Below are 17,657 nucleotides of genomic sequence, written 5' to 3'. Positions count from 1 at the left end.
TCCTAGGCAGGGAGCGTGAGGAGGACGAGGCGGGGACGCAGGCGCTGTCGGTGGCGAAAAATACCCTGTACGCCATGACGCTACGCGCGTAGCGTCAGGAAAATCGTTCAACTGCCCGCGGACATACGTGTGAAGGGGGCCCGGAGTGTCGGCCGAAGCCGTCTCCGGGCCCCCTTTCCGACAGGTGTCAGAGGGTCGTGGCGACCTTGATCTGACCGTCGACGATCTTCTTCTTGGCCTCGTCGATCTGGGCCTGGATGTCCTTGAGGTGGTCACCCGTGGTGGTGAGGGAGACACCGTCCTCGGCCAGCGAGTAGGTGTGCACGCCGGTCGCGGGCTTGCCCTCGTCGACGGACTTGATGAGCTCGAAGACGCCGGTGTCGACGTTCTTGACCATCGAGGTCATGATCGAGCCGGCGTACTTGGACAGGGCCGGGTCCTTGGCCTGGTCCGAGTCGACACCGATCGCCCAGGCGCCGGGCTTGGCGGCGACGGCCTCGATGGAACCGGCACCGGAGCCACCCGCGGCGGCGTAGATGACGTCGATGCCCTTGTCGAGCATGCCCTTGGCGGCGGCCTTGCCCTTGTCCGGGGCGCCGAAGCCGGAGAAGTCCGTACCGGTGGAGAGGTACTGGATGGTGACCGAGGCGTTCGGCTTGGTGTCCTTGACGCCCTGCTGGAAGCCGGCGGCGAACTTCTTGATCAGCGGGGTGTCGACGCCGCCGATGAAGCCGATCTTGCCGTCCTTGGACTTCAGAGCGGCCGCGACACCGGCGAGGTACGAGCCCTGCTCCTCGGTGAAGACGATCGAGTCGACGTTCTTCGCCTCGGAGACCGAGTCGACCAGGCCGAAGGTGGTCTTCGGGAACTTCGCGGCGACCTTGTCGATGGCGTCCTTGTAGGCGAAGCCGACACCGATGACGGGGTTGAAGCCGCCCTCGGCGAGGGACGTGAGGCGCTGCTCGCGGTCGGCCGGGGTCTCACCGGTCTTGGCGGTGAGCTCCTTGGTCTCGACACCGAGGTCGGCCTTGGCCTTGTCGAGGCCGCGGGCGGCCGAGTCGTTGAAGGAGTTGTCGCCACGCCCACCGACGTCGTAGGCCATGCCGACCTTGATGGAGCCCGAGTCGGAGCCCGTGTCCTCGGTGGAGGACTCCCCGCAGGCGGTGGCAGTGAGAGCGAGAGCCGCAGTGACAGCACACGCGGCGGTGATCTTGGATACCCGGCGCACGAGGAGGTCCCTTCAAGACTGACCGAAAGCGCCTCTTCCGGCGCTGGTTTCGGGCGATCGTAACGCGCGTAGATGTCAGTTAAAGACCCGTTCATGAGTCGTTACCGGATCGACGCCAGCGAGTCGTACCAGACGGTAGCCACGCGGAGACCGTCCGACACGCGAGACGGACGGCATTACCTCGACATGACGATCTTTTGCGTGTTCCTTTGCCCACGCTGCGTTTGGCTTGATAGCTCTCCTCCTTGACCGGATCAAGCGGGCACCGGGCTGACCACCCACCGCCCGCAGAACAACAGGGGGAAGTCCCATGAAACGCTCCTTCGCCGCGTTCGGCATCACGGCGGCCCTGCTCGGCGGCTCCGCCGTCCTGGCGCCCGCCGCCTCCGCCGCCAGTGTCGGCGACTGCAACACCTGGACGTCGAGCCGCGCGCCGTACACCGGCTCGGCCTACTGCAGCAAGCTCGCCTGGGGTGACAAGTTCCGGGTGAAGGTCACCTGTGTGGACCCGCGCGGCAGCCAGTTCACCGTGTACGGCCCGTGGAAGCGGAACACCGAGACGTCGACCGCCAAGTGCTCGGACAACCCGAGCGTCGGCGTCCTGCGCGTCGGCGTGTCCTTCAGCGCCTGACCGGCCGATCGGACGGAGCGGGCCCTGACCAGGCCCGCGACCACATCTCACCAGCACAGATCCCTCAGGGGGGAATCATGAAGAAGACCGTCATCGCCGCGCTCGGCCTCGCACTCGCGACCGGCTCGCTGATCACCGCTCCCACCGCGTCCGCCGCCCAGCGCGCCGTGACCAGCGTCGACTGCGACACCTGGAAGTCCGGCTCCGCGCCGTACGTCGGTTACGCCAAGTGCACCGGAATGCTGCCCCACCCGCTGGAGGCCGCGAAGGTGAAGGTCACCTGCATCGACCCGCGCGGCAACAAGTGGGAGATCTACGGCAAGGCCGTCGGCAACGGCAAGACGTCGAGCGCGAAGTGTTCCGACAACCCCAGCGTCGGGATCTACAAGGTCGGCGTCGAGCGGGTCCGTCTGTGACCGCGCTGACGGCCGCGGTCCGGAGCGGCGTGGCGCTCGCCTCCGCCGCCCTGGCCGTGACGGCCGGCCTGGTCGGGGCGGCGCCGGAGGCGCAGGCCGCGAGCTGCACGACGTGGAAGTCGTCGGGCGCCCCGTGGACCGGGTACGGCAAGTGCACGGGCATCCACGAGCTGCGCCCGTACCGGGTGCAGGTGACCTGCCAGGGCCCGTCCGGCGGGCCGTTCACGCGGTACGGCAACGTGGCGCGCGCGGGATACGTCTCCGCCGCGCGCTGCTCCGACAGCCCCAACGTGGGCGTCACCCAGGTCCGGGTCTTCCTGATGCCCTGACCGCATCGACCTGCACACCGTCCGCCGTCCGAGGGGGAGGTCGCGTCCGCGGCCTCCCCCTCGGGTCGTTCAGGCCGCTCAGCCCCTGCGGTCCAGCAGAGCCGCGGCCGTGAAGAGTTCCACGGCCGACTCGATGCAGCGCTCGTCCACGTCGAAGTCGCCCGCGTGCAGGTCGCGGACCCGGGCGTCGCCGGGCGTGCGGACGCCGAGGCGGGCCATGGCGCCGGGGACGTGCTCCAGGTACCAGGAGAAGTCCTCGCCGCCGAGGCTCTGCTCGGTGTCCTCGATCGCGTACGGCCCGCGGCGTGCGGTCATCGCGTCGGCGAGCAGTTCGGTGACGACCGGGTCGTTGACGACCGGGGGGACGCCCCGGACGTAGTTCACGGTGGACTTCGCCCGGTGCAGGGCCGCGACCTCGTCGACCGCCGCGTGGACCAGGTCGGGCGCCTCGCGCCAGGTCGGCAGGTCGAGGCAGCGGACCGTGCCGGAGAGCTCGGCGTGCTGCGGGATGACGTTGGGGGCGTGGCCGGCCTCGATACGGCCCCAGGTGACGGAGAGGCCCGAGCGGGCGTCCACGCGGCGGGCCAGGACGGCGGGGACGTCGGTGGCGACGCGGGCGGCGGCGGTCACGAGGTCGGTGGTGAGGTGCGGGCGGGCGGTGTGGCCGCCGGGACCGTCCAGGGTGACCTCCAGCCGGTCGCAGGCCGAGGTGATGGGGCCGACGCGGAGCCCGATCTTCCCCGCGTCCACCCTGGGGTCGCAGTGGACGGCGATGATCCGGCCGACCCCGTCGAGCACCCCGGCCTCGATCGCGTCGGCGGCGCCGCCGGGCAGCACCTCCTCGGCGGGCTGGAAGAGGAGCCGCACCGCGTTCGGCAGGAGGCCCTGCCGGTCGAGCTCGGCGAGGACGAGTCCGGCACCCAGGACGGTGGTCGTGTGGACGTCGTGTCCGCAGGCGTGCGCGCGGTTGGCCACGGTGGAGCGGTAAGCGACGGTCTTCACGTCGGGGATGGGCAGCGCGTCGAGGTCGGCGCGGATCGCGAGCACGGGTCGGCGGCGGTCGGGTACGCCGATGTCACAGATGAGTCCGGTGCCGCCCGGCAGGACCTTCGGCGCGAGGCCGGCCGCCTCCAGGCGGGCCTTGAGCGCGGCGGTCGTACGGAACTCCTGGTTGCCCAGCTCGGGGTGCATGTGCAAGTCCCTGCGGAAGGCGATCAGTTCGGCGCGCAGGGGTGCGGACAGCGTTCCGGGCAGGGTGACGGAGCCTGGCTCACGGGACTTCAACTGGTTCACCTTTTGAAGGGTAGGCCCCTTCAAGGGTCAACTGCCCGTTGATCACGAAAAGTTCAGCCCGTTAGGGGAAAGAATCTCGGTTTGGCAGGCATGAAGGTCCCTTCTTGTGGGTATTCTGCGCCGTTTTCCGGCCGCGCGACGGGATCAGGCCGCTCCGGCGGCGCCCGCGGGGCCGACGTTTCCGGCCGCTCCGGCGGCCCGTGCGGTGAGGCGGTCGACCTCGTGGGCCGCCGTGCCCGCCACCCCGGACAGGAAGCCCTGGGCGCGCGGCGAGGCGGTGGCCCGCAGCCACTCGGGCGCGACCTCGATGACGGCGACCTTGACCCCCGTGCCGGCGAGGGCCAGCGGCAGGGTGTGGACGACCGTGGACGGGAAGCTGACGACGGTGCGGCCGATCGGGCCGCGGCGGGCGATCAGCTCCAGCGGCAGCTCGGGCCGGACCACCTGGAGGCCGGTCTCGACGGCGATGCGGTGGAGCTTCTCGGCGCTCTCGCGGCGGTGCGCGAAGTAGCGGGTCGCGCCGTGGGCGCGGGCCAGCTCCGCGACCACCCGCGCGTAGTGGTCGGCGTCGACGACGCCCGTCTCGACGAGCGAGGTGCCGACCAGGTCCGCGCCGCCGGTCAGCGCCGGGGGGCCGAAGCGGGCCCGGGTCCAGGCGTAGGAGTTCTCCGTGACCTCGACGCCGGACGGGGCCTCGACGGGCAGGGACGTGAAGATCTCGACCGTGCGGCCGCGGGCCGGGGCGAGGCGCCGCCGGGCCAGTGAGGTCACCGGGGCGAGGACCAGCTCGCGCGGGCCCAGGTTCCCCTTGCGGTGCCAGCGCACCAGGCGCTCGCCGCGGCCGAGCTGGGCGGCGAACTCCATGGTGGCGGTGCCGTCGTCGACCACCGTCAGGTGCCGGGGGGAGAACAGCGACAGCAGCAGCTGTACGTAGCGGGAGAACGGGTCGCCGATGACGACCCGGTCCGCCCGGCGCAGCGGCGGGGCGAGCTGCCGCAGGGTGCGGACGAGAGCGCCGCGGCCGCCGCGGGCCTCCTGCCAGTGGACGGTGAGGCCCTCGTCGCGGGCCAGCTGTGCCATCCGGCGCAGCTGGCCACGCGACATGGGGTCGGTCGGCGAGAGGACGACGACCGTGAGGGCGGGCGCGGGCGGCTCGCCGGGCGCCTGCGTGTGTGCCCATTCCAGGACGTTGAGGAGCTGGACCGGACTCTCGACGAACGCCAGCTGCCCGGTCATGCGGCGACGAGCCCCTGGACCCGGCGGAGCTTCTTCATCGGGCCGAGCTCCGACTCGTAGACCTTCTTGACGCCGTCGCCGAGGGCGGTCTCGATGGTGCGGATGTCGCGGACGAGGCGCTGGAGGCCCTGCGGCTCGACGGAGGCGGCCTGGTCGGAGCCCCACATGGCGCGGTCGAGGGTGATGTGGCGCTCGACGAAGGTGGCGCCGAGGGCGACGGCGGCGAGGGTGGTCTGCAGGCCGGTCTCGTGGCCGGAGTAGCCGATCGGGACGTTCGGGTACTCCTCCTTCAGCGTGTTGATCACGCGGAGGTTGAGCTCCTCGGCCTTGGCCGGGTAGGTCGAGGTGGCGTGGCAGAGCAGGATGTTGTCCGAGCCGAGGACCTCGACCGCGTGGCGGATCTGCTTCGGGGTGGACATGCCCGTGGAGAGGATGACCGTACGTCCGGTGGCGCGGAGTTCGCGCAGCAGCTCGTCGTCGGTGAGGGAGGCGGAGGCGACCTTGTGGGCCGGGACGTCGAACTTCTCCAGGAAGGCGACGGCCTCGGTGTCCCACGGGGAGGCGAACCAGTCGATGCCGCGCTTCCTGCAGTGCTCGTCGATGGCGCGGTACTCGTCCTCGCCGAACTCCACGCGGTGGCGGTAGTCGATGTAGGTCATCCGGCCCCAGGGGGTGTCCCGCTCGATGTCCCACTGGTCGCGCGGGGTGCAGATCTCCGGGGTGCGCTTCTGGAACTTGACGGCGTCGCAGCCGGCCTCGGCGGCGACGTCGATGAGCGCGAGGGCGTTGTCGAGCTCGCCGTTGTGGTTGATGCCGATCTCGCCGGTGATGTAGACGGGCTGACCGGGGCCGGCGGTCTTCGAGCCGAAGGTGCGCAGACGGGTGCTCATGGTGCTGTTCCTCACGAGTTGGTGATGCGGGGTGCGGGGGTGTCGAGCTCGGGTCCGAGGAGCCAGGCGGCGATCTCGCGGATCGCCCCGAAGCCGCCGGGGGTGACGGTGACCGCGCGGGCCGCGGCCCGTACGGAGTCGTGGGCGCTGCTCACCGCGACGGGCCAGCCGACGAGGTGGAAGCAGGGCAGGTCGTTGACGTCGTTGCCGGCGTAGAGCACGCGCTGGGGGTCGATGCCCTCGGCCTCGCACCACTCCTTGAGGGCCCGGTCCTTGCGGTCGATGCCGTGCAGGACGGGGATCTTGAGCTTGCGGGCGCGGGCGGCGACGACGGCGTTCTGTTCGGTGGAGAGGATGAGGACGGGGAGGCCGGCGCGGCGCAGGGCCGCGATGCCGAGGCCGTCGCCGCGGTGCGCGGAGACGAACTCGCGCCCCTCGGCGTCGAGGTGGACCCGGTCGTCGGTCTGGGTGCCGTCGAAGTCGAGGACGACGGCGTCGACGTCGGCGAAGCCGGGCGTGACGGGCTCGTCGAGGAGCGGCGCGAGGGCCTTGGCGCGGGCGAGGTCGTGCGGGTCGTCGATCTCCAGGACCCGGGCGGGGTCGGTGACGACGAGCGCGGTTCGGCCGAAGAAGCGGTGCCCGTGGGTACGGAAGCCGGCCGCGTCCATGGCGTAGACGGCCCCGGTCTCCAGGTACTCGGGCTCCCGGTCCTGGCGGCGGGGGCGGTGCGCCTTGTCGTGGTTGACGCCCTCGGCGCCCTCCCCGGTCTCGCGCCACAGGAAGCCGTGGGTCGGGGCGGCCGTGAAGGCGGTGTCGGCGGCGCCCGAGGTGACGCGCTCGGCGGTCTCGGCGACCTCGGCGGAGGTGAGGAAGGGGCTCGTGCACTGGACGAGGAGGACCGTGTCGGCCGGCCGGCCGTGGGTGGCCTCGAAGGCGTCCATGGCGTGCAGGACGGCTGCCTCGCTGGTCGCGGTGTCGCCCGCGATCGCGGCGGGGCGGTGCACGGCCTCGGCTCCGGCGGAGCGGGCGGCGGCCGCGATGGCCGCGTCGTCGGTGGAGACCACGACGTGGGTGACCGGGCGGGCGCCGAGGCAGGCGCGCACGGCGCGGGCCACGAGCGGGACGCCGGCCACGGGGACGAGGTTCTTGGCGGGGACGCCCTTGGAGCCTCCCCGGGCGGGGACGACGGCGAGCACGGTGGGGGCGGTCGGCGGTGGTGTCGTCGGCATCAGAGTTCTCCCAGCCGGCGGATGACGGGGGCCACGCGCTGCACGCCGTGCCGGTACGCGCCCCGCGCCGCCTCCCGGACGATCCGGCGGAGGCCGCTCTCGCGGGGCTCGGGCGCGGTGACGTCCAGGCGGTGGCGGGCGAGGATCCCGGGCAGGTAGCCGGGGGCCGTCTCCGCTGTGTAGTAGGGGGTGATCGGGGGCAGCGCGGGGAGCGCCAGGAGTGCGGCGACCCGGGCGCGGGCCGCGTCGAAGGCTTCCTCGTACGGGCGCTCGGAGGCCACGCCCTGCCGGGCGAGCCAGGTCTCGTCGGGTGCCGGGGCGAGTCCCTTGTCGAGTCCGTCGAAGGAGGTCAGCAGGCCGGAGCCGACGAAGTGGTGGTTGCCGAGCGCCTCGCGGACCCCGAGGTCGGTGAGGATCGCGGTGGGGATGCGGCGGTGGAGGGCTTCGAGCGCGGCCGTGGAGGAGACGGTGACCAGGAGGTCGGTCCGGTCGAGGACCTCGCCCATGTGCCCGTACACGAGGCGGAAGTTGGCGGGCGGGTCGAGGTCGCGGACCAGCTTCTGGAAGGGGAACTCCTCCAGGTGCGTGGTGTGTTCGCCCGGCTTGGAGCGGAGCTTGAGGAGTACCTCGCGGCCCGGGTGGAGCCGGGCGTGGGCTATCAGCCGCCGCAGGACGTAGGCGCGTTCGGCCCGGGTGGCGGGCACGGACGGCTGTGCGGCGAAGACGAGGGTGTCGCGGCCGGGCTCGGGGGTGTGCGGGGCGCCGCCGAGGAAGGGCAGCGCGGCCTCGACGACCGAGTCGGAGCCGGCGCCCACACCCTCGTAGACGGTCCGGAAACGCTCGGCGTCGTGGCGGGAGTTGGCGAGGACGACGTCGGCGCCGTGGCGCAGGAGGAGCCCGTCGGTGAGCTTCTCGTAGACGACGCCGACGTAGCCGGTGACGATCACCGGGCGCCGGTCCAGGGGCAGATCGGCCAGCCCCTGGAGGACGGCCCGGACGGTGCCGCCGACCAGGGCGAGGACGAGGACGTCGAATCCCTCTCCGCGCTCCTCCGCGTCCCGCACGGCACGGAGGAACTCCGCGCCGGTCACCTCGCTCGGGGTGGTCGTGGACACCCCGGTCTCGGCGAGCTGGCGCGGGGTGGGAGTGGCCCGTCCGCGCAGGACGAATCCGGTGGGTTCGGCTGTCGCCGCGGTGATGCGGCGCGCGGTGAGGGCGCCCCATTTCCACCGGGTGTCGGAGTCGGCGAGTACGGCTGTTCGTACTGCCTCGTTGGTACGTGATGGCACGTCGAGGACGCTAGAAGGGCATTTCGCTTTCCGGCCCAACTGAGTCACAACAACGGGTGAACAGCGCCTCACCGACTTCTTAAGCGGGTCGCTTTCCGGCCGGAAACGGAGGGATCAGGGGGCTGATTTCCTTTCGGGTAAAGGCGGTTAATCGGCCCGCCGCTTGGTGTTCACCGAATGTCCCCCCACCGGTCGGGGGGAGTGCCGGGGCGGCGCCTAGCGTCGGCCGCGTGGTCAAGCTCTCCGTGGTCGTGCCGTTCTTCAACGTGCAGACATATGCCCCCGACACCCTCACCAGCCTGCGTGCCAACGCCCGCGAGGACTTCGAGTTCCTGCTCGTCGACGACTGCTCGTCGGACGGCACCCCGGAGATCCTCGAACGGGCCGTACGTGACGTCCCGGGTGCCGTCCTGCTCAGGCACGAACGCAACGAGGGCCTCGCCACCGCCCGCAACACGGGCCTCGACGCGGCCCGCGGCGAGTACGTGACCTTCCTCGACGGGGACGACTGGCTCGCCCACGGCTACTACGGGCGGCTCGTCGCCGCCATGGACGAGCTGGGCTGCGACTTCCTGCGCACCGATCACGTCTCCGTCTCCGGCCGCAAGCGCACGGTCCGGCAGGCCCCCGTCACCCGCCGCGGCGAGGTCTTCGACCCGCGCGAGGCGATACTGCCGGCCCACCGGACGACCGCCGTCGACTACCCGTACGCGTGGGCCGGGATCTACCACCGGCGGCTCAAGGAGCGCGGGCTCCTCCACTTCCCGCACGGGCTGCGGACGGCCGAGGACCGCCCCTGGATCTGGAAGCTGCACCGCGAAGCGGAATCGTTCGCCGCGATCGGCGAGCTCGGCGTCTTCTACCGGCGCGGAGTCGCAACCTCGCTCACGCAGATCGGCGACGTCCGGCAATTGGATTTCATCCGCGCATTCGACCAGGTGATCGACGAGACGGCGAAAGACCGGGACGCCGACCGTCTTCTCCCCAAAGCCGTCCGTACGTATTGCGCGCTGATTTCCCATCACATCGGCGGCATCGGCCGATTCGAACCCGAGGTGGCCCGCCAGTTGAAGGCGATGAGCGCGGGCGCGCTGCGCCGGATGCCGCAGGACGTCCTCGACGAGGCCCTGAAGGCGATGGGCGGGGACCGCGCGGCGATGCTGCGGAAGCTACGGAAGCAGCGCCCGGCACCGCCGCCGGCGGCACCCGATCCGGGGCCCGTGCCGGTCTCCCGCACCGTCGCGAACCGCACCTCGGAGGTGGCGGCATGAGCCCCCGACGCACCACCCAGATCTTCTGCGCCTCCACCCTCTACGGGGCCGCGACCCTGGCCGCCGCGCTGGACAGCGGCTGCTTCGGCCGGGCCGACCGCCGGATCCTGCTCGTCACCAACAACGCCGCCGTGCCGGAGACCACCCCGGCGGTCGACGAGGCCGAGGGCTTCGAGCGGCTGCGCGGCCGCTTCGACTCCGTCCTGTCCTGGAACGAGACGATCTCCCCGCTCCACCCCGCCGGCTGGACGCCCCGGGGGCAGGACATGCCGATGCTCCAGCGCCATCTGCGGCGGATCTGGGACCTCGGCGAGGACCGCGTCGAGCTCGCCCTGGAGTCCCTCCAGGTGACGCCCGCGCTCGCCATCGCCCAGCTGCTGCCCGACGCGCCCGTCACCGTGTACGCCGACGGCCTGATGAGCTACGGACCGACCCGCAACAAGATCGACCCGATGATCGGCGGCCGGGTCCGCAGACTCCTCCACCTCGACCTCGTCCCCGGTCTCGAACCCCTGCTGCTCGCGGAGTTCGGGGCGCTCCCGGAGGCCGTACCGGCCGAGGCCTTCACGAAGGTCGTCGAGGAGCTGTCCGGACCGGTCGCTAATACGGCCGCCGGGGAGGGCCCCGCGCTCCTCCTCGGCCAGTACCTGGCCGCCCTGAATCTGCTCACCGCCGCCGAGGAGGAGGAGCTGCACCTGCGGATGGTCCGCGGGGCGGTCGCCCGGGGCCACCGCAGGCTCGTCTTCAAGCCGCACCCGACCGCCCCGGACACCTGGTCGCGGGCGCTGGTGGAGGAGGCGGAGCGGCTCGGCGCCGAACTGACCGTCGAGCACAGGACCGTCCTCGCCGAGGTGCTCTACCGCGAGCTGCGGCCCGCCCTCGTCGTCGGCTGCTTCTCCACGGCGCTGCTCACGGCGCGCTCCTTCTACGGGCTGCCGGTCGCCCGGGTCGGTACGGGCACGCTCCTGGAGCGGCTCACGCCCTTCCAGAACAGCAACCGGATCCCGCTCACCGTGGTGGACGCGGTCGTCCCGCCCCTGGAGGAGGGCGGCGCCGGCGAGCCGGCCGGACCGGAGCCGGACGTGGCGGAGCTGAACGACCTGGTCGCCGCGGTCGGCTTCGCGATGCAGCCGAAGATACGGGCGGACCTGCGGGAGGCGGCGGCCCGGCACCTGTCGGGCCCGCACGCCGAGCTCACCCGCCACCACTTCACCCGCCGCCGCCTGACCGTCCTCGACCTGCCGGGCGGGCTGCCGCTCCCCCGGCACCCGCAGGTCCGCCGCCTGGCGCGGCGCGCGCTCCGGCTGCGCAGGGAACTGCGGAAGCGGAGCGCCGCCCGGAAGTAGGGCGGCCGGAAGCCCGGCACTCGCCGGCAGAGAGCCAGGGCCCGGGACCCGTGCGGGGGTCCCGGGCCCCTCCCCGTCCCCGGCTCAGGCGCGGACGATCGCCTCCTGGATCTCCGTCACCCACTGCGAACGGTCCTCCGGGCACTCCAGGTACAGCTCGCGCGCGTAGTGCTCCGACTCGTAGCCGTTGGTCTCGATCCAACGGGCCAGCGTCTGCGCGGTCGGCAGGATCGTGTCCATGGAGCCCCGGTGGACGATGGTCGCGGCCTGCTCGATGCCGGGCAGGACGTGCACCTCGACGCCCTCCACGACCGTCCCCTCCGGGACCGTCATGCCGGCGTGCACGAGGACGGAGCCGTCCCCCTTGCCCGCGTCCTCGTAGTAGGCGATGCCCGGGCCGAAGCCGGTGACGCCGGCGGCCTCCAGCCGGGTGCACAGCTCCTCGTACAGCGGCCCGATGGCCGGGCCGATGTCGTGCGGGCCGAAGCTCGCAGCGACGGTGCTCAGTTCGGCGATCCGCACGGCGGGGATCTTCTTGACGACGACGTCCTGGGTGGACATGCGTCCCTCCGTCTCGATGGCTCGGAGCCGCGCACCGACCTGGTTCAGCCGGGCCCGCGCCGCCTCCAGCGCCGCTTCCAGCTCGGCCTGGCGCAGACGCAGCATGCCCCGCAGCTCGTCCGCGTCGAACTGCTCGTCGAGGATCGCCCCCACCTGTTCGAGGGTGAAGCCGAGGTCCTTGAGCGCGATGACGCGGTTGAGCCGGGCGAGCTGTTCCGCGGTGTAGAAGCGGTAGCCCGAGTGCGGGTCGACCCGGGCCGGGCGCAGCAGTCCGATGGCGTCGTAGTGACGCAGCATGCGGACCGACACCCGCCCGTGCCGGGCGAAGTCTCCGATGATGAACATGACGCCCCCTACGGAACGGCCTCACACGGTGTCAGGGTCAAGCGGCCGGAGGCCCGGTCGGTCAGGCGGCGCTGCTGAGGGACAGCTTCACCGCGAAGCCGAGGAAGAGCGCGCCCGCCGCGGAGGTCGCCCCGGCCGAGAGCCGGCGGCGGCTCCGGAAGGCGGCCGCGAGCCGCGTCCCGCCGAATATCAGGGTCGTCAGGTAGAGGAAGCTGCCGAGCTGGAGCAGCGTGCCGAGCACCAGGAAGGACAGCGCCGGGTAGGCGTATCCGGGGTCGACGAACTGCACGAAGAACGAGATCAGGAAGAGGATCGCCTTCGGGTTGAAGAGGCTGATGAGCAGCGCGCGGCGGTACGGCCGCTCCGCCGGTCCGGCCGCCTGCTGCCCGGCCTCGTCGTCCGCCGCGTCGCCCCGGCCGCGCCACATCGCCCAGGCGGCGCGCAGCATCCCGTACGCCATCCAGGCCAGGTAGCCGGCGCCCGCGTACTTCACGACGGTGAAGAGGAGCGGGGTGGTCTGGAGGAGCGAGGCCGCGCCGAGGGCGGCCAGTGTCATCAGGACGGCGTCCCCGGTGAAGACGCCGGCGGCGGCCTTGTACGCGGTCCGGGTGCCCTTGCGGGCGGCGACGGACAGCACGTACAGGGAGTTCGGCCCCGGCAGGAGGATGATGAGGACGAGCCCCACGAGATAGGTCGGCAGATCGGTGACACCCAGCATGGAGCGGAGTGTCGCACACGGGTACGACTCTCCGCAGTGACCTGCGTGACCTGCGGCGACGGCCCGCCGCAGGTTCTAGAAGGCGTCGCTGGGGACGTACGTGCCCCACACCTCGCGCAGGGCGCCGCAGACCTCGCCGACGGTCGCCCGCGCCCTGAGGGCCTCCTTCATCGGGTAGAGGACGTTGTCCGTGCCTTCCGCCGCCCTCCTCAGCTCCGCGAGCGCCGTGTCCACGGCCCGCCGGTCGCGCCCGGCGCGGAGCGCGGCGAGGCGCTCGGCCTGCCGGGCCTCGATGGCCGGGTCGACGCGCAGCGGCTCGTACGGCTCCTCGACGTCGATCGTGTAGCGGTTGACGCCGACGACGACCCGCTCGCCGCTGTCGGTCTGCTGCGCGATCCGGTACGCCGAGCGCTCGATCTCGCCCTTCTGGAAGCCGCGCTCGATCGCCGCGACCGCACCCCCCATCTCCTCGACCCTGTCCATCAGTGCCAGCGTCGCCGCCTCCACGTCGTCCGTCATCCGCTCGACCACGTAGGAGCCGGCGAACGGGTCGACGGTGGCGGTCACGTCCGTCTCGTACGCCAGCACCTGCTGCGTCCGCAGGGCCAGGCGGGCCGACTTGTCCGTCGGCAGTGCGATCGCCTCGTCGAAGGAGTTGGTGTGGAGCGACTGCGTACCGCCGAGGACGGCCGCCAGGCCCTGGACGGCGACGCGGACCAGGTTGACCTCGGGCTGCTGGGCGGTCAGCTGGACGCCTGCCGTCTGGGTGTGGAAGCGGAGCATCAGGGACTTGGGATCCTTCGCCCCGAACTCCTCCCGCATCACCCGCGCCCAGATCCGCCGGGCCGCGCGGAACTTCGCCACCTCTTCGAGGATCGTCGTCCGCGCCACGAAGAAGAACGACAGGCGCGGTGCGAAGTCGTCCACGTCCATTCCGGCCGCCACCGCCGTGCGCACGTACTCGACGCCGTCCGCCAGCGTGAAGGCGATCTCCTGCGCGGGCGAGGCTCCCGCCTCCGCCATGTGGTAGCCCGAGATCGAGATCGTGTTCCACTTCGGGATCTCGGCCCGGCAGTACTTGAAGATGTCGGCGATCAGCCGCAGCGAGGGCTTCGGCGGGAAGATGTACGTCCCCCGCGCGATGTACTCCTTCAGCACGTCGTTCTGGATCGTCCCGGTCAGCCGGTCCGCCGGAACGCCCTGCTCCTCGCCCACCAGCTGGTACAGGAGCAGCAGCAGCGCACCGGGGGCGTTGATCGTCATCGACGTCGACACCCTGTCCAGGGGGATCCCGTCGAACAGCACCCGCATGTCGTCGATCGAGTCGATCGCGACCCCCACCTTGCCGACCTCGCCGTGGGAGATCGGGGCGTCCGAGTCGTGGCCCATCTGCGTCGGCAGGTCGAAGGCCACCGAGAGACCCATGGTCCCGTTCTCGATCAGCTGCTTGTACCGGGCGTTCGACTCCGAGGCCGTGCCGAAACCCGCGTACTGCCGCATCGTCCACGGCCGGCCCGTGTACATCGACGGGTACACCCCGCGTGTGAACGGATAGGCGCCTGGCGCCCCCAGCCTCTCCGCGGGATCCCATCCCTCCAGGGCCTCGGGCCCGTAGACCGGCTCGATCGGCAGCCCCGACTCCGACTCGCGCGCCATGTGCTGTGCCTTCCGGTAGAGCTGCCACCAGCGGTGCGGACCCTCGGTTCGGACTGTAGCGGCGAGGGGGCGCACGCAACCGGACGCGCGCGGGAAGCATCCCTACGTACACACGACTCGACTCGGGGGGCAACGATGAAGCGGACCACGTCCGTCATACGCAGAGCGGTACTGGCAGCGGCGGCGGTGGCGCTGGCCGCGGGCTGTACGGCGCAGGCGGCCGATCCGGGGGCGGGCGGCACGGGTCCGTCGGCGAAGGCCCCGAGCACGGCCCCGAGCACGACGGCGTCCACCGCCCCCGGCGCGAGCGCGTCCCCGAGCACCTCGCCGACCACGGACGACGCCAAGCCGCCGTCCCCCTCCGCGACGACGAGCAGCGGGGCTCCGGCGGCCGAGGTCCTCATGAAGGACGGCGACGAGACCGAGCAGGTCCGCGAGCTCCAGGCGCGGCTCCGGCAGCTGGACCACTTCGACCGGGCGCCCACCGGCTTCTACGGGACGATGACGGCGGGCTCGGTCAAGGCGTTCCAGAAGAAGCAGGGGCTGGAGCGGACGGGCTCGGTCGACCGGACCACGTGGGAGCGGCTGCTCGCGGCGAGCCGGAAGCCGACCGCCGACGAGCTGAAGCCGTCGACCACGAACAAGCTGGACACCCCGGACGCGCGCTGCATGACCGGGCGGGTGCTGTGCATCAGCAAGGAGAGCCGGACCCTGGCCTGGATGATCGACGGCCGGGTCGTCTCGTCCATGGACGTCCGCTTCGGCTCGGAGAACACCCCGACCCGCGAGGGTACGTTCAGCGTGGGCTGGAAGGCCCGCAAGTGGACGTCGACGATCTACCACACGCCCATGCCGTACGCCATGTTCTTCAGCGGCGGCCAGGCGGTGCACTACTCGTCGGACTTCGCGGCCCGCGGCTACAACGGGGCCTCGCACGGCTGCGTCAACGTCCGGGACCGGGCGAAGCTCTCGGCCCTCTTCGACCAGGTGAAGGTCGGCGACAAGGTCGTCGTCCACTGGTAGGGACGGGGAGAGGAAGGGGCGCGGGTGGGACCGGGGGAACGTGTCCCACCCGCGCCGGGTGCGCAGAGCCGTAGGTACGGGGGGAACCCCGGCTCGTCGCGCCGCCGATGACCAGTCGGCTCACTCACTACTGCGCCGACGGCCCGGAAAGTGTCACACCTGCCGTGGAACGGGTTCCCCGGCGGCTCTCGTCGGCGCCTTCGGAGCCACGGCGGGAGCGGTCGTCCGCGCCGTGGCGGCGGTCGTCGCCGTCGCTGCCGGCGCCGTCGCCGGTCTCACGGCCGCGCTTCCCGCCGTCCTTCTTGCCGCCGCCCTTCCCGTCGTCCTTCCCGTCGCTCTTCCCGTCGTCCTTGCCGTCCTTGTCGCCGTCCTCGCGAGGCTCGGTGGACGCGGGGGCGCCGCCGCCCGGGTCGCCGGCGAGCACCCGGTCGCAGTAGCGGCGGAGGGTCTCCCCGCTGCGCAGGGTGTTCGTGAGCTGCCGGCGGTCGGTGGCGTCGAGCCGGCCGGACCGGTAGTCCCGGCAGGCCTTGAGGGCCTTCTCCTTCGCGATCGGCCCGTCCGTGCCCTTGCCCCCGTCCGGGCGGATCGTCGTCCGGCCCGGCTCCGGGGTGTGCCGGGTGGCCGGCGGCGTGGAGAGCGAAGGAGAGGGGGGCACGGAGGGCGAGCCGTGGGAGGCCGTGGCGCCGGGCGGGGACGACGAGCCGGGCGTGGGCCCGGTTCCGTCCGGTCCCGCCGAGGGCACCACGGGGTCCTTCAGGACGCCGTGCGTGCCCGTCGCGACCGGGTCCGGGGTCTCCGCCGCGGTGACGGTGGCCGCGGGCTCGGGGGTCATCAGCGGCAGCACGCCCGTGCCGGCGGCGACGGCGACACCGCCGACCGTGACGGCGGCGACCGCCGCGGCCAGCCCGTACCGCACCGAGCGCCCCCAGCGGCGGCGCGCGGACGAGGCGGTGGCGGCCGCGGTGGCGAGGCGTACCCGGCCCAGTTCGGCGTGGCCGGTGCGGACGGTGGCGACCTCGGGCGCCGCCGGGGTCGCGGCGAGGGCGGCGCGTTCGGCCGTGGCCTTGCGGAAGGCGGCCAGTGCGGCCGCCTCACCGGGCAGCTCGGCCCGTCCGGGTACGGCGGTGAACGTCGTACGGGCGGAGGCCAGGGCCTCCGCCAGGAGTTCGGCCTCGGTGCGCGCGGGATCGCCGAGGCCCTCGACCGGCTCGCCCCGGAGCAGCCGCTCCGCGGCCTCCTGGTCGAGCCACTGGTAGCGCTCGTCGGCCATCACATGTCCTTCTGCGTACGGGGACGCGAATGCGTCACACCGCCGGGGCCCGTGGCACCCGCCCCGCGACCGCGTTGCGGAGGCACGCCCTCCAGCGGAACGACGCCCCCACCTGCCCCGTCCGGCACTCCGGCGGCCGCTCCGTCGGCGCCGAGCAGCTCGGCGAGCTTCTTGAGCCCCCGGTGCGCGGCGGTCCGTACGGCGCCGGGGCGCTTGCCCAGGGTGTCGGCGGCGCTCTTGGCGTCCAGGCCGACGACGACGCGCAGGACGACGGCCTCGGCCTGGTCCTGCGGGAGTTGGGCTATCAGGTGCATGGTGCGGCCGGTGGCCAGGGCTTCCAGTGCCTCGTCCGCGGTGTCGGACTCGGCGGGCTTGTCGGTGAGTTCGGTGTCGTCGGCGCCCACGGCGGGGCGCCGGCCGCGCATCCGGATGTGGTCGAGCGCGCGGTTGCGGGCGATCCGGGCCGCCCAGCCGCGGAAGCGGTCCGCGTCGCCGCTGAAGCGGTCGAGGTCGCGCGCGATCTGGAGCCAGGACTCCGAGGCGACGTCCTCGGCGTCGCCCTCGCCGACCAGTGTGCGTATGTAGCCGACCAACCGAGGATGCACGGCGCGATACACAGTACGGAAGGCGTTCTCGTCCCCGTCCTGCGCAGCGAGCACCGCGGCCGTCAGCTCCGCGTCGTCCCCCAGCACTCCCAAACCCTGTTCGTCGGTCCGCGTCGTCGCGTCGTCGCGGCTGGTCACCGCCGCCACACCGCCTCGCGCACCTGCACGCTACGTCGTGCGCCCGCGCCGCGTCCACGCGATCCGGGGTCTTTGTACAAGTTGCAACCTTCGGGAGGGTCGTGGAGCTGCACGTGCGGGTGCACGTGCCGGTGTGACAGAAAGCGCAGCACCGGCGCTGTATGGAGTACGGAGCCGTGCTGC

General features: G+C 72.3%; 17 protein-coding genes. 6 read left to right on the top strand and 11 right to left on the bottom strand.

Translation table 11 applies throughout. The features are described from left to right. Positions 1 to 187: 187 nt before the first annotated feature. Positions 188 to 1,228 carry a BMP family protein gene (locus tag ACF08F_RS24855; RefSeq protein ID WP_392300745.1) on the bottom strand — a complete coding sequence of 347 codons (1,041 nt, stop codon included), beginning with the start codon at positions 1,226 to 1,228 and terminating at the stop codon, positions 188 to 190. A gap of 310 nt (positions 1,229 to 1,538) precedes the next feature. Here ACF08F_RS24855 and ACF08F_RS24850 point away from each other — a divergent pair, with 310 nt between their 5' ends. The 3 genes from ACF08F_RS24850 (at position 1,539) to ACF08F_RS24840 (ending at position 2,604) form a co-directional block, all read left to right on the top strand. After that, entirely contained in the window at positions 1,539 to 1,859 is a 321-nt protein-coding gene (locus ACF08F_RS24850; protein WP_392300744.1) for a hypothetical protein, read from the top strand. Positions 1,860 to 1,936: 77 nt separating this feature from the next. After that, positions 1,937 to 2,275 carry a hypothetical protein gene (locus ACF08F_RS24845; RefSeq protein ID WP_392300743.1) on the top strand — a complete coding sequence of 113 codons (339 nt, stop codon included), beginning with the start codon at positions 1,937 to 1,939 and terminating at the stop codon, positions 2,273 to 2,275. Next, entirely contained in the window at positions 2,272 to 2,604 is a 333-nt protein-coding gene (locus ACF08F_RS24840) for a hypothetical protein (RefSeq protein ID WP_392300742.1), read from the top strand. Before ACF08F_RS24845 ends, ACF08F_RS24840 begins: the two co-directional genes overlap by 4 nt. A 78-nt stretch (positions 2,605 to 2,682) precedes the next feature. On the opposite strand, the gene ACF08F_RS24835 is transcribed toward ACF08F_RS24840, so the two are convergent. The 5 genes from ACF08F_RS24835 to ACF08F_RS24815 all read right to left on the bottom strand — a co-directional run bounded on the left by ACF08F_RS24835 (position 2,683) and on the right by ACF08F_RS24815 (position 8,541). Further along, positions 2,683 to 3,897 (bottom strand): amidohydrolase, encoded by a 1,215-nt coding sequence (locus ACF08F_RS24835; protein ID WP_392300741.1) that lies wholly within the window; start codon positions 3,895 to 3,897, stop codon positions 2,683 to 2,685. 144 nt (positions 3,898 to 4,041) lie between these two features. Next, positions 4,042 to 5,133 (bottom strand): hypothetical protein, encoded by a 1,092-nt coding sequence (locus ACF08F_RS24830; protein WP_392300740.1) that lies wholly within the window; start codon positions 5,131 to 5,133, stop codon positions 4,042 to 4,044. Next, positions 5,130 to 6,023 (bottom strand): N-acetylneuraminate synthase family protein, encoded by an 894-nt coding sequence (locus ACF08F_RS24825; protein WP_392300739.1) that lies wholly within the window; start codon positions 6,021 to 6,023, stop codon positions 5,130 to 5,132. Before ACF08F_RS24825 ends, ACF08F_RS24830 begins: the two co-directional genes overlap by 4 nt. Positions 6,024 to 6,034: 11 nt before the next feature. Beyond that, complete coding sequence (locus ACF08F_RS24820; protein ID WP_392300738.1) at positions 6,035 to 7,252, bottom strand: cytidylyltransferase domain-containing protein; 1,218 nt, start codon at positions 7,250 to 7,252, stop codon at positions 6,035 to 6,037. After that, on the bottom strand, positions 7,252 to 8,541 hold the full coding sequence (locus ACF08F_RS24815) for a DUF6716 putative glycosyltransferase (RefSeq protein ID WP_392300737.1): 1,290 nt from the start codon (positions 8,539 to 8,541) through the stop codon (positions 7,252 to 7,254). The genes ACF08F_RS24820 and ACF08F_RS24815 overlap by 1 nt, the downstream gene beginning before the upstream one ends. Positions 8,542 to 8,771: 230 nt before the next feature. On the opposite strand from ACF08F_RS24815, the gene ACF08F_RS24810 reads away from it, so the two are divergent. Further along, positions 8,772 to 9,812, top strand: a complete 1,041-nt coding sequence (locus ACF08F_RS24810) for a glycosyltransferase family 2 protein (RefSeq protein ID WP_392300736.1) — start codon at positions 8,772 to 8,774, stop codon at positions 9,810 to 9,812. Further along, positions 9,809 to 11,158 (top strand): polysialyltransferase family glycosyltransferase, encoded by a 1,350-nt coding sequence (locus ACF08F_RS24805; protein WP_392300735.1) that lies wholly within the window; start codon positions 9,809 to 9,811, stop codon positions 11,156 to 11,158. Before ACF08F_RS24810 ends, ACF08F_RS24805 begins: the two co-directional genes overlap by 4 nt. Before the next feature lie 84 nt (positions 11,159 to 11,242). On the opposite strand, the gene ACF08F_RS24800 is transcribed toward ACF08F_RS24805, so the two are convergent. The 3 genes from ACF08F_RS24800 to ACF08F_RS24790 all read right to left on the bottom strand — a co-directional run bounded on the left by ACF08F_RS24800 (position 11,243) and on the right by ACF08F_RS24790 (position 14,438). Continuing rightward, positions 11,243 to 12,064, bottom strand: a complete 822-nt coding sequence (locus ACF08F_RS24800) for a MerR family transcriptional regulator (RefSeq protein WP_392300734.1) — start codon at positions 12,062 to 12,064, stop codon at positions 11,243 to 11,245. Positions 12,065 to 12,125: 61 nt separating this feature from the next. Next, positions 12,126 to 12,782 carry a leucine efflux protein LeuE gene (leuE, locus tag ACF08F_RS24795; RefSeq protein WP_392300733.1) on the bottom strand — a complete coding sequence of 219 codons (657 nt, stop codon included), beginning with the start codon at positions 12,780 to 12,782 and terminating at the stop codon, positions 12,126 to 12,128. 75 nt (positions 12,783 to 12,857) lie between these two features. After that, on the bottom strand, positions 12,858 to 14,438 hold the full coding sequence (locus ACF08F_RS24790) for a methylmalonyl-CoA mutase (RefSeq protein ID WP_392300732.1): 1,581 nt from the start codon (positions 14,436 to 14,438) through the stop codon (positions 12,858 to 12,860). Positions 14,439 to 14,573: 135 nt separating this feature from the next. On the opposite strand from ACF08F_RS24790, the gene ACF08F_RS24785 reads away from it, so the two are divergent. Continuing rightward, positions 14,574 to 15,461, top strand: a complete 888-nt coding sequence (locus ACF08F_RS24785) for a L,D-transpeptidase family protein (protein WP_392300731.1) — start codon at positions 14,574 to 14,576, stop codon at positions 15,459 to 15,461. A gap of 127 nt (positions 15,462 to 15,588) precedes the next feature. Here ACF08F_RS24785 and ACF08F_RS24780 read toward each other — a convergent pair whose 3' ends face one another. Next, positions 15,589 to 16,731 (bottom strand): hypothetical protein, encoded by a 1,143-nt coding sequence (locus ACF08F_RS24780; protein WP_392300730.1) that lies wholly within the window; start codon positions 16,729 to 16,731, stop codon positions 15,589 to 15,591. After that, positions 16,731 to 17,423: an RNA polymerase sigma factor gene (locus ACF08F_RS24775; protein ID WP_392300821.1), complete on the bottom strand. Its 693-nt coding sequence runs from the start codon at positions 17,421 to 17,423 to the stop codon at positions 16,731 to 16,733. The genes ACF08F_RS24780 and ACF08F_RS24775 overlap by 1 nt, the downstream gene beginning before the upstream one ends. Between the last annotated feature and the right edge of the window lie 234 nt (positions 17,424 to 17,657).

The organism is Streptomyces sp. NPDC015130, assembly GCF_043080005.1.
In the GTDB taxonomy this organism is placed as follows: Bacteria; Actinomycetota; Actinomycetes; order Streptomycetales; family Streptomycetaceae; genus Streptomyces.
This window is presented reverse-complemented; position numbering and strand designations above follow the sequence as displayed.

Excerpts from the sequence above, each read along its gene's own strand:
- leuE (WP_392300733.1), bottom strand. The coding sequence starts at position 12,782 with ATGCTGGGTGTCACCGATCTGCCGACCTATCTCGTGGGGCTCGTCCTC.
- ACF08F_RS24820 (WP_392300738.1), bottom strand. The coding sequence starts at position 7,252 with ATGCCGACGACACCACCGCCGACCGCCCCCACCGTGCTCGCCGTCGTC.
- ACF08F_RS24830 (WP_392300740.1), bottom strand. The coding sequence starts at position 5,133 with ATGACCGGGCAGCTGGCGTTCGTCGAGAGTCCGGTCCAGCTCCTCAAC.
- ACF08F_RS24850 (WP_392300744.1), top strand. The coding sequence starts at position 1,539 with ATGAAACGCTCCTTCGCCGCGTTCGGCATCACGGCGGCCCTGCTCGGC.
- ACF08F_RS24780 (WP_392300730.1), bottom strand. The coding sequence starts at position 16,731 with ATGGCCGACGAGCGCTACCAGTGGCTCGACCAGGAGGCCGCGGAGCGG.
- ACF08F_RS24790 (WP_392300732.1), bottom strand. The coding sequence starts at position 14,438 with ATGGCGCGCGAGTCGGAGTCGGGGCTGCCGATCGAGCCGGTCTACGGG.
- ACF08F_RS24805 (WP_392300735.1), top strand. The coding sequence starts at position 9,809 with ATGAGCCCCCGACGCACCACCCAGATCTTCTGCGCCTCCACCCTCTAC.
- ACF08F_RS24800 (WP_392300734.1), bottom strand. The coding sequence starts at position 12,064 with ATGTTCATCATCGGAGACTTCGCCCGGCACGGGCGGGTGTCGGTCCGC.
- ACF08F_RS24825 (WP_392300739.1), bottom strand. The coding sequence starts at position 6,023 with ATGAGCACCCGTCTGCGCACCTTCGGCTCGAAGACCGCCGGCCCCGGT.
- ACF08F_RS24845 (WP_392300743.1), top strand. The coding sequence starts at position 1,937 with ATGAAGAAGACCGTCATCGCCGCGCTCGGCCTCGCACTCGCGACCGGC.
- ACF08F_RS24785 (WP_392300731.1), top strand. The coding sequence starts at position 14,574 with ATGAAGCGGACCACGTCCGTCATACGCAGAGCGGTACTGGCAGCGGCG.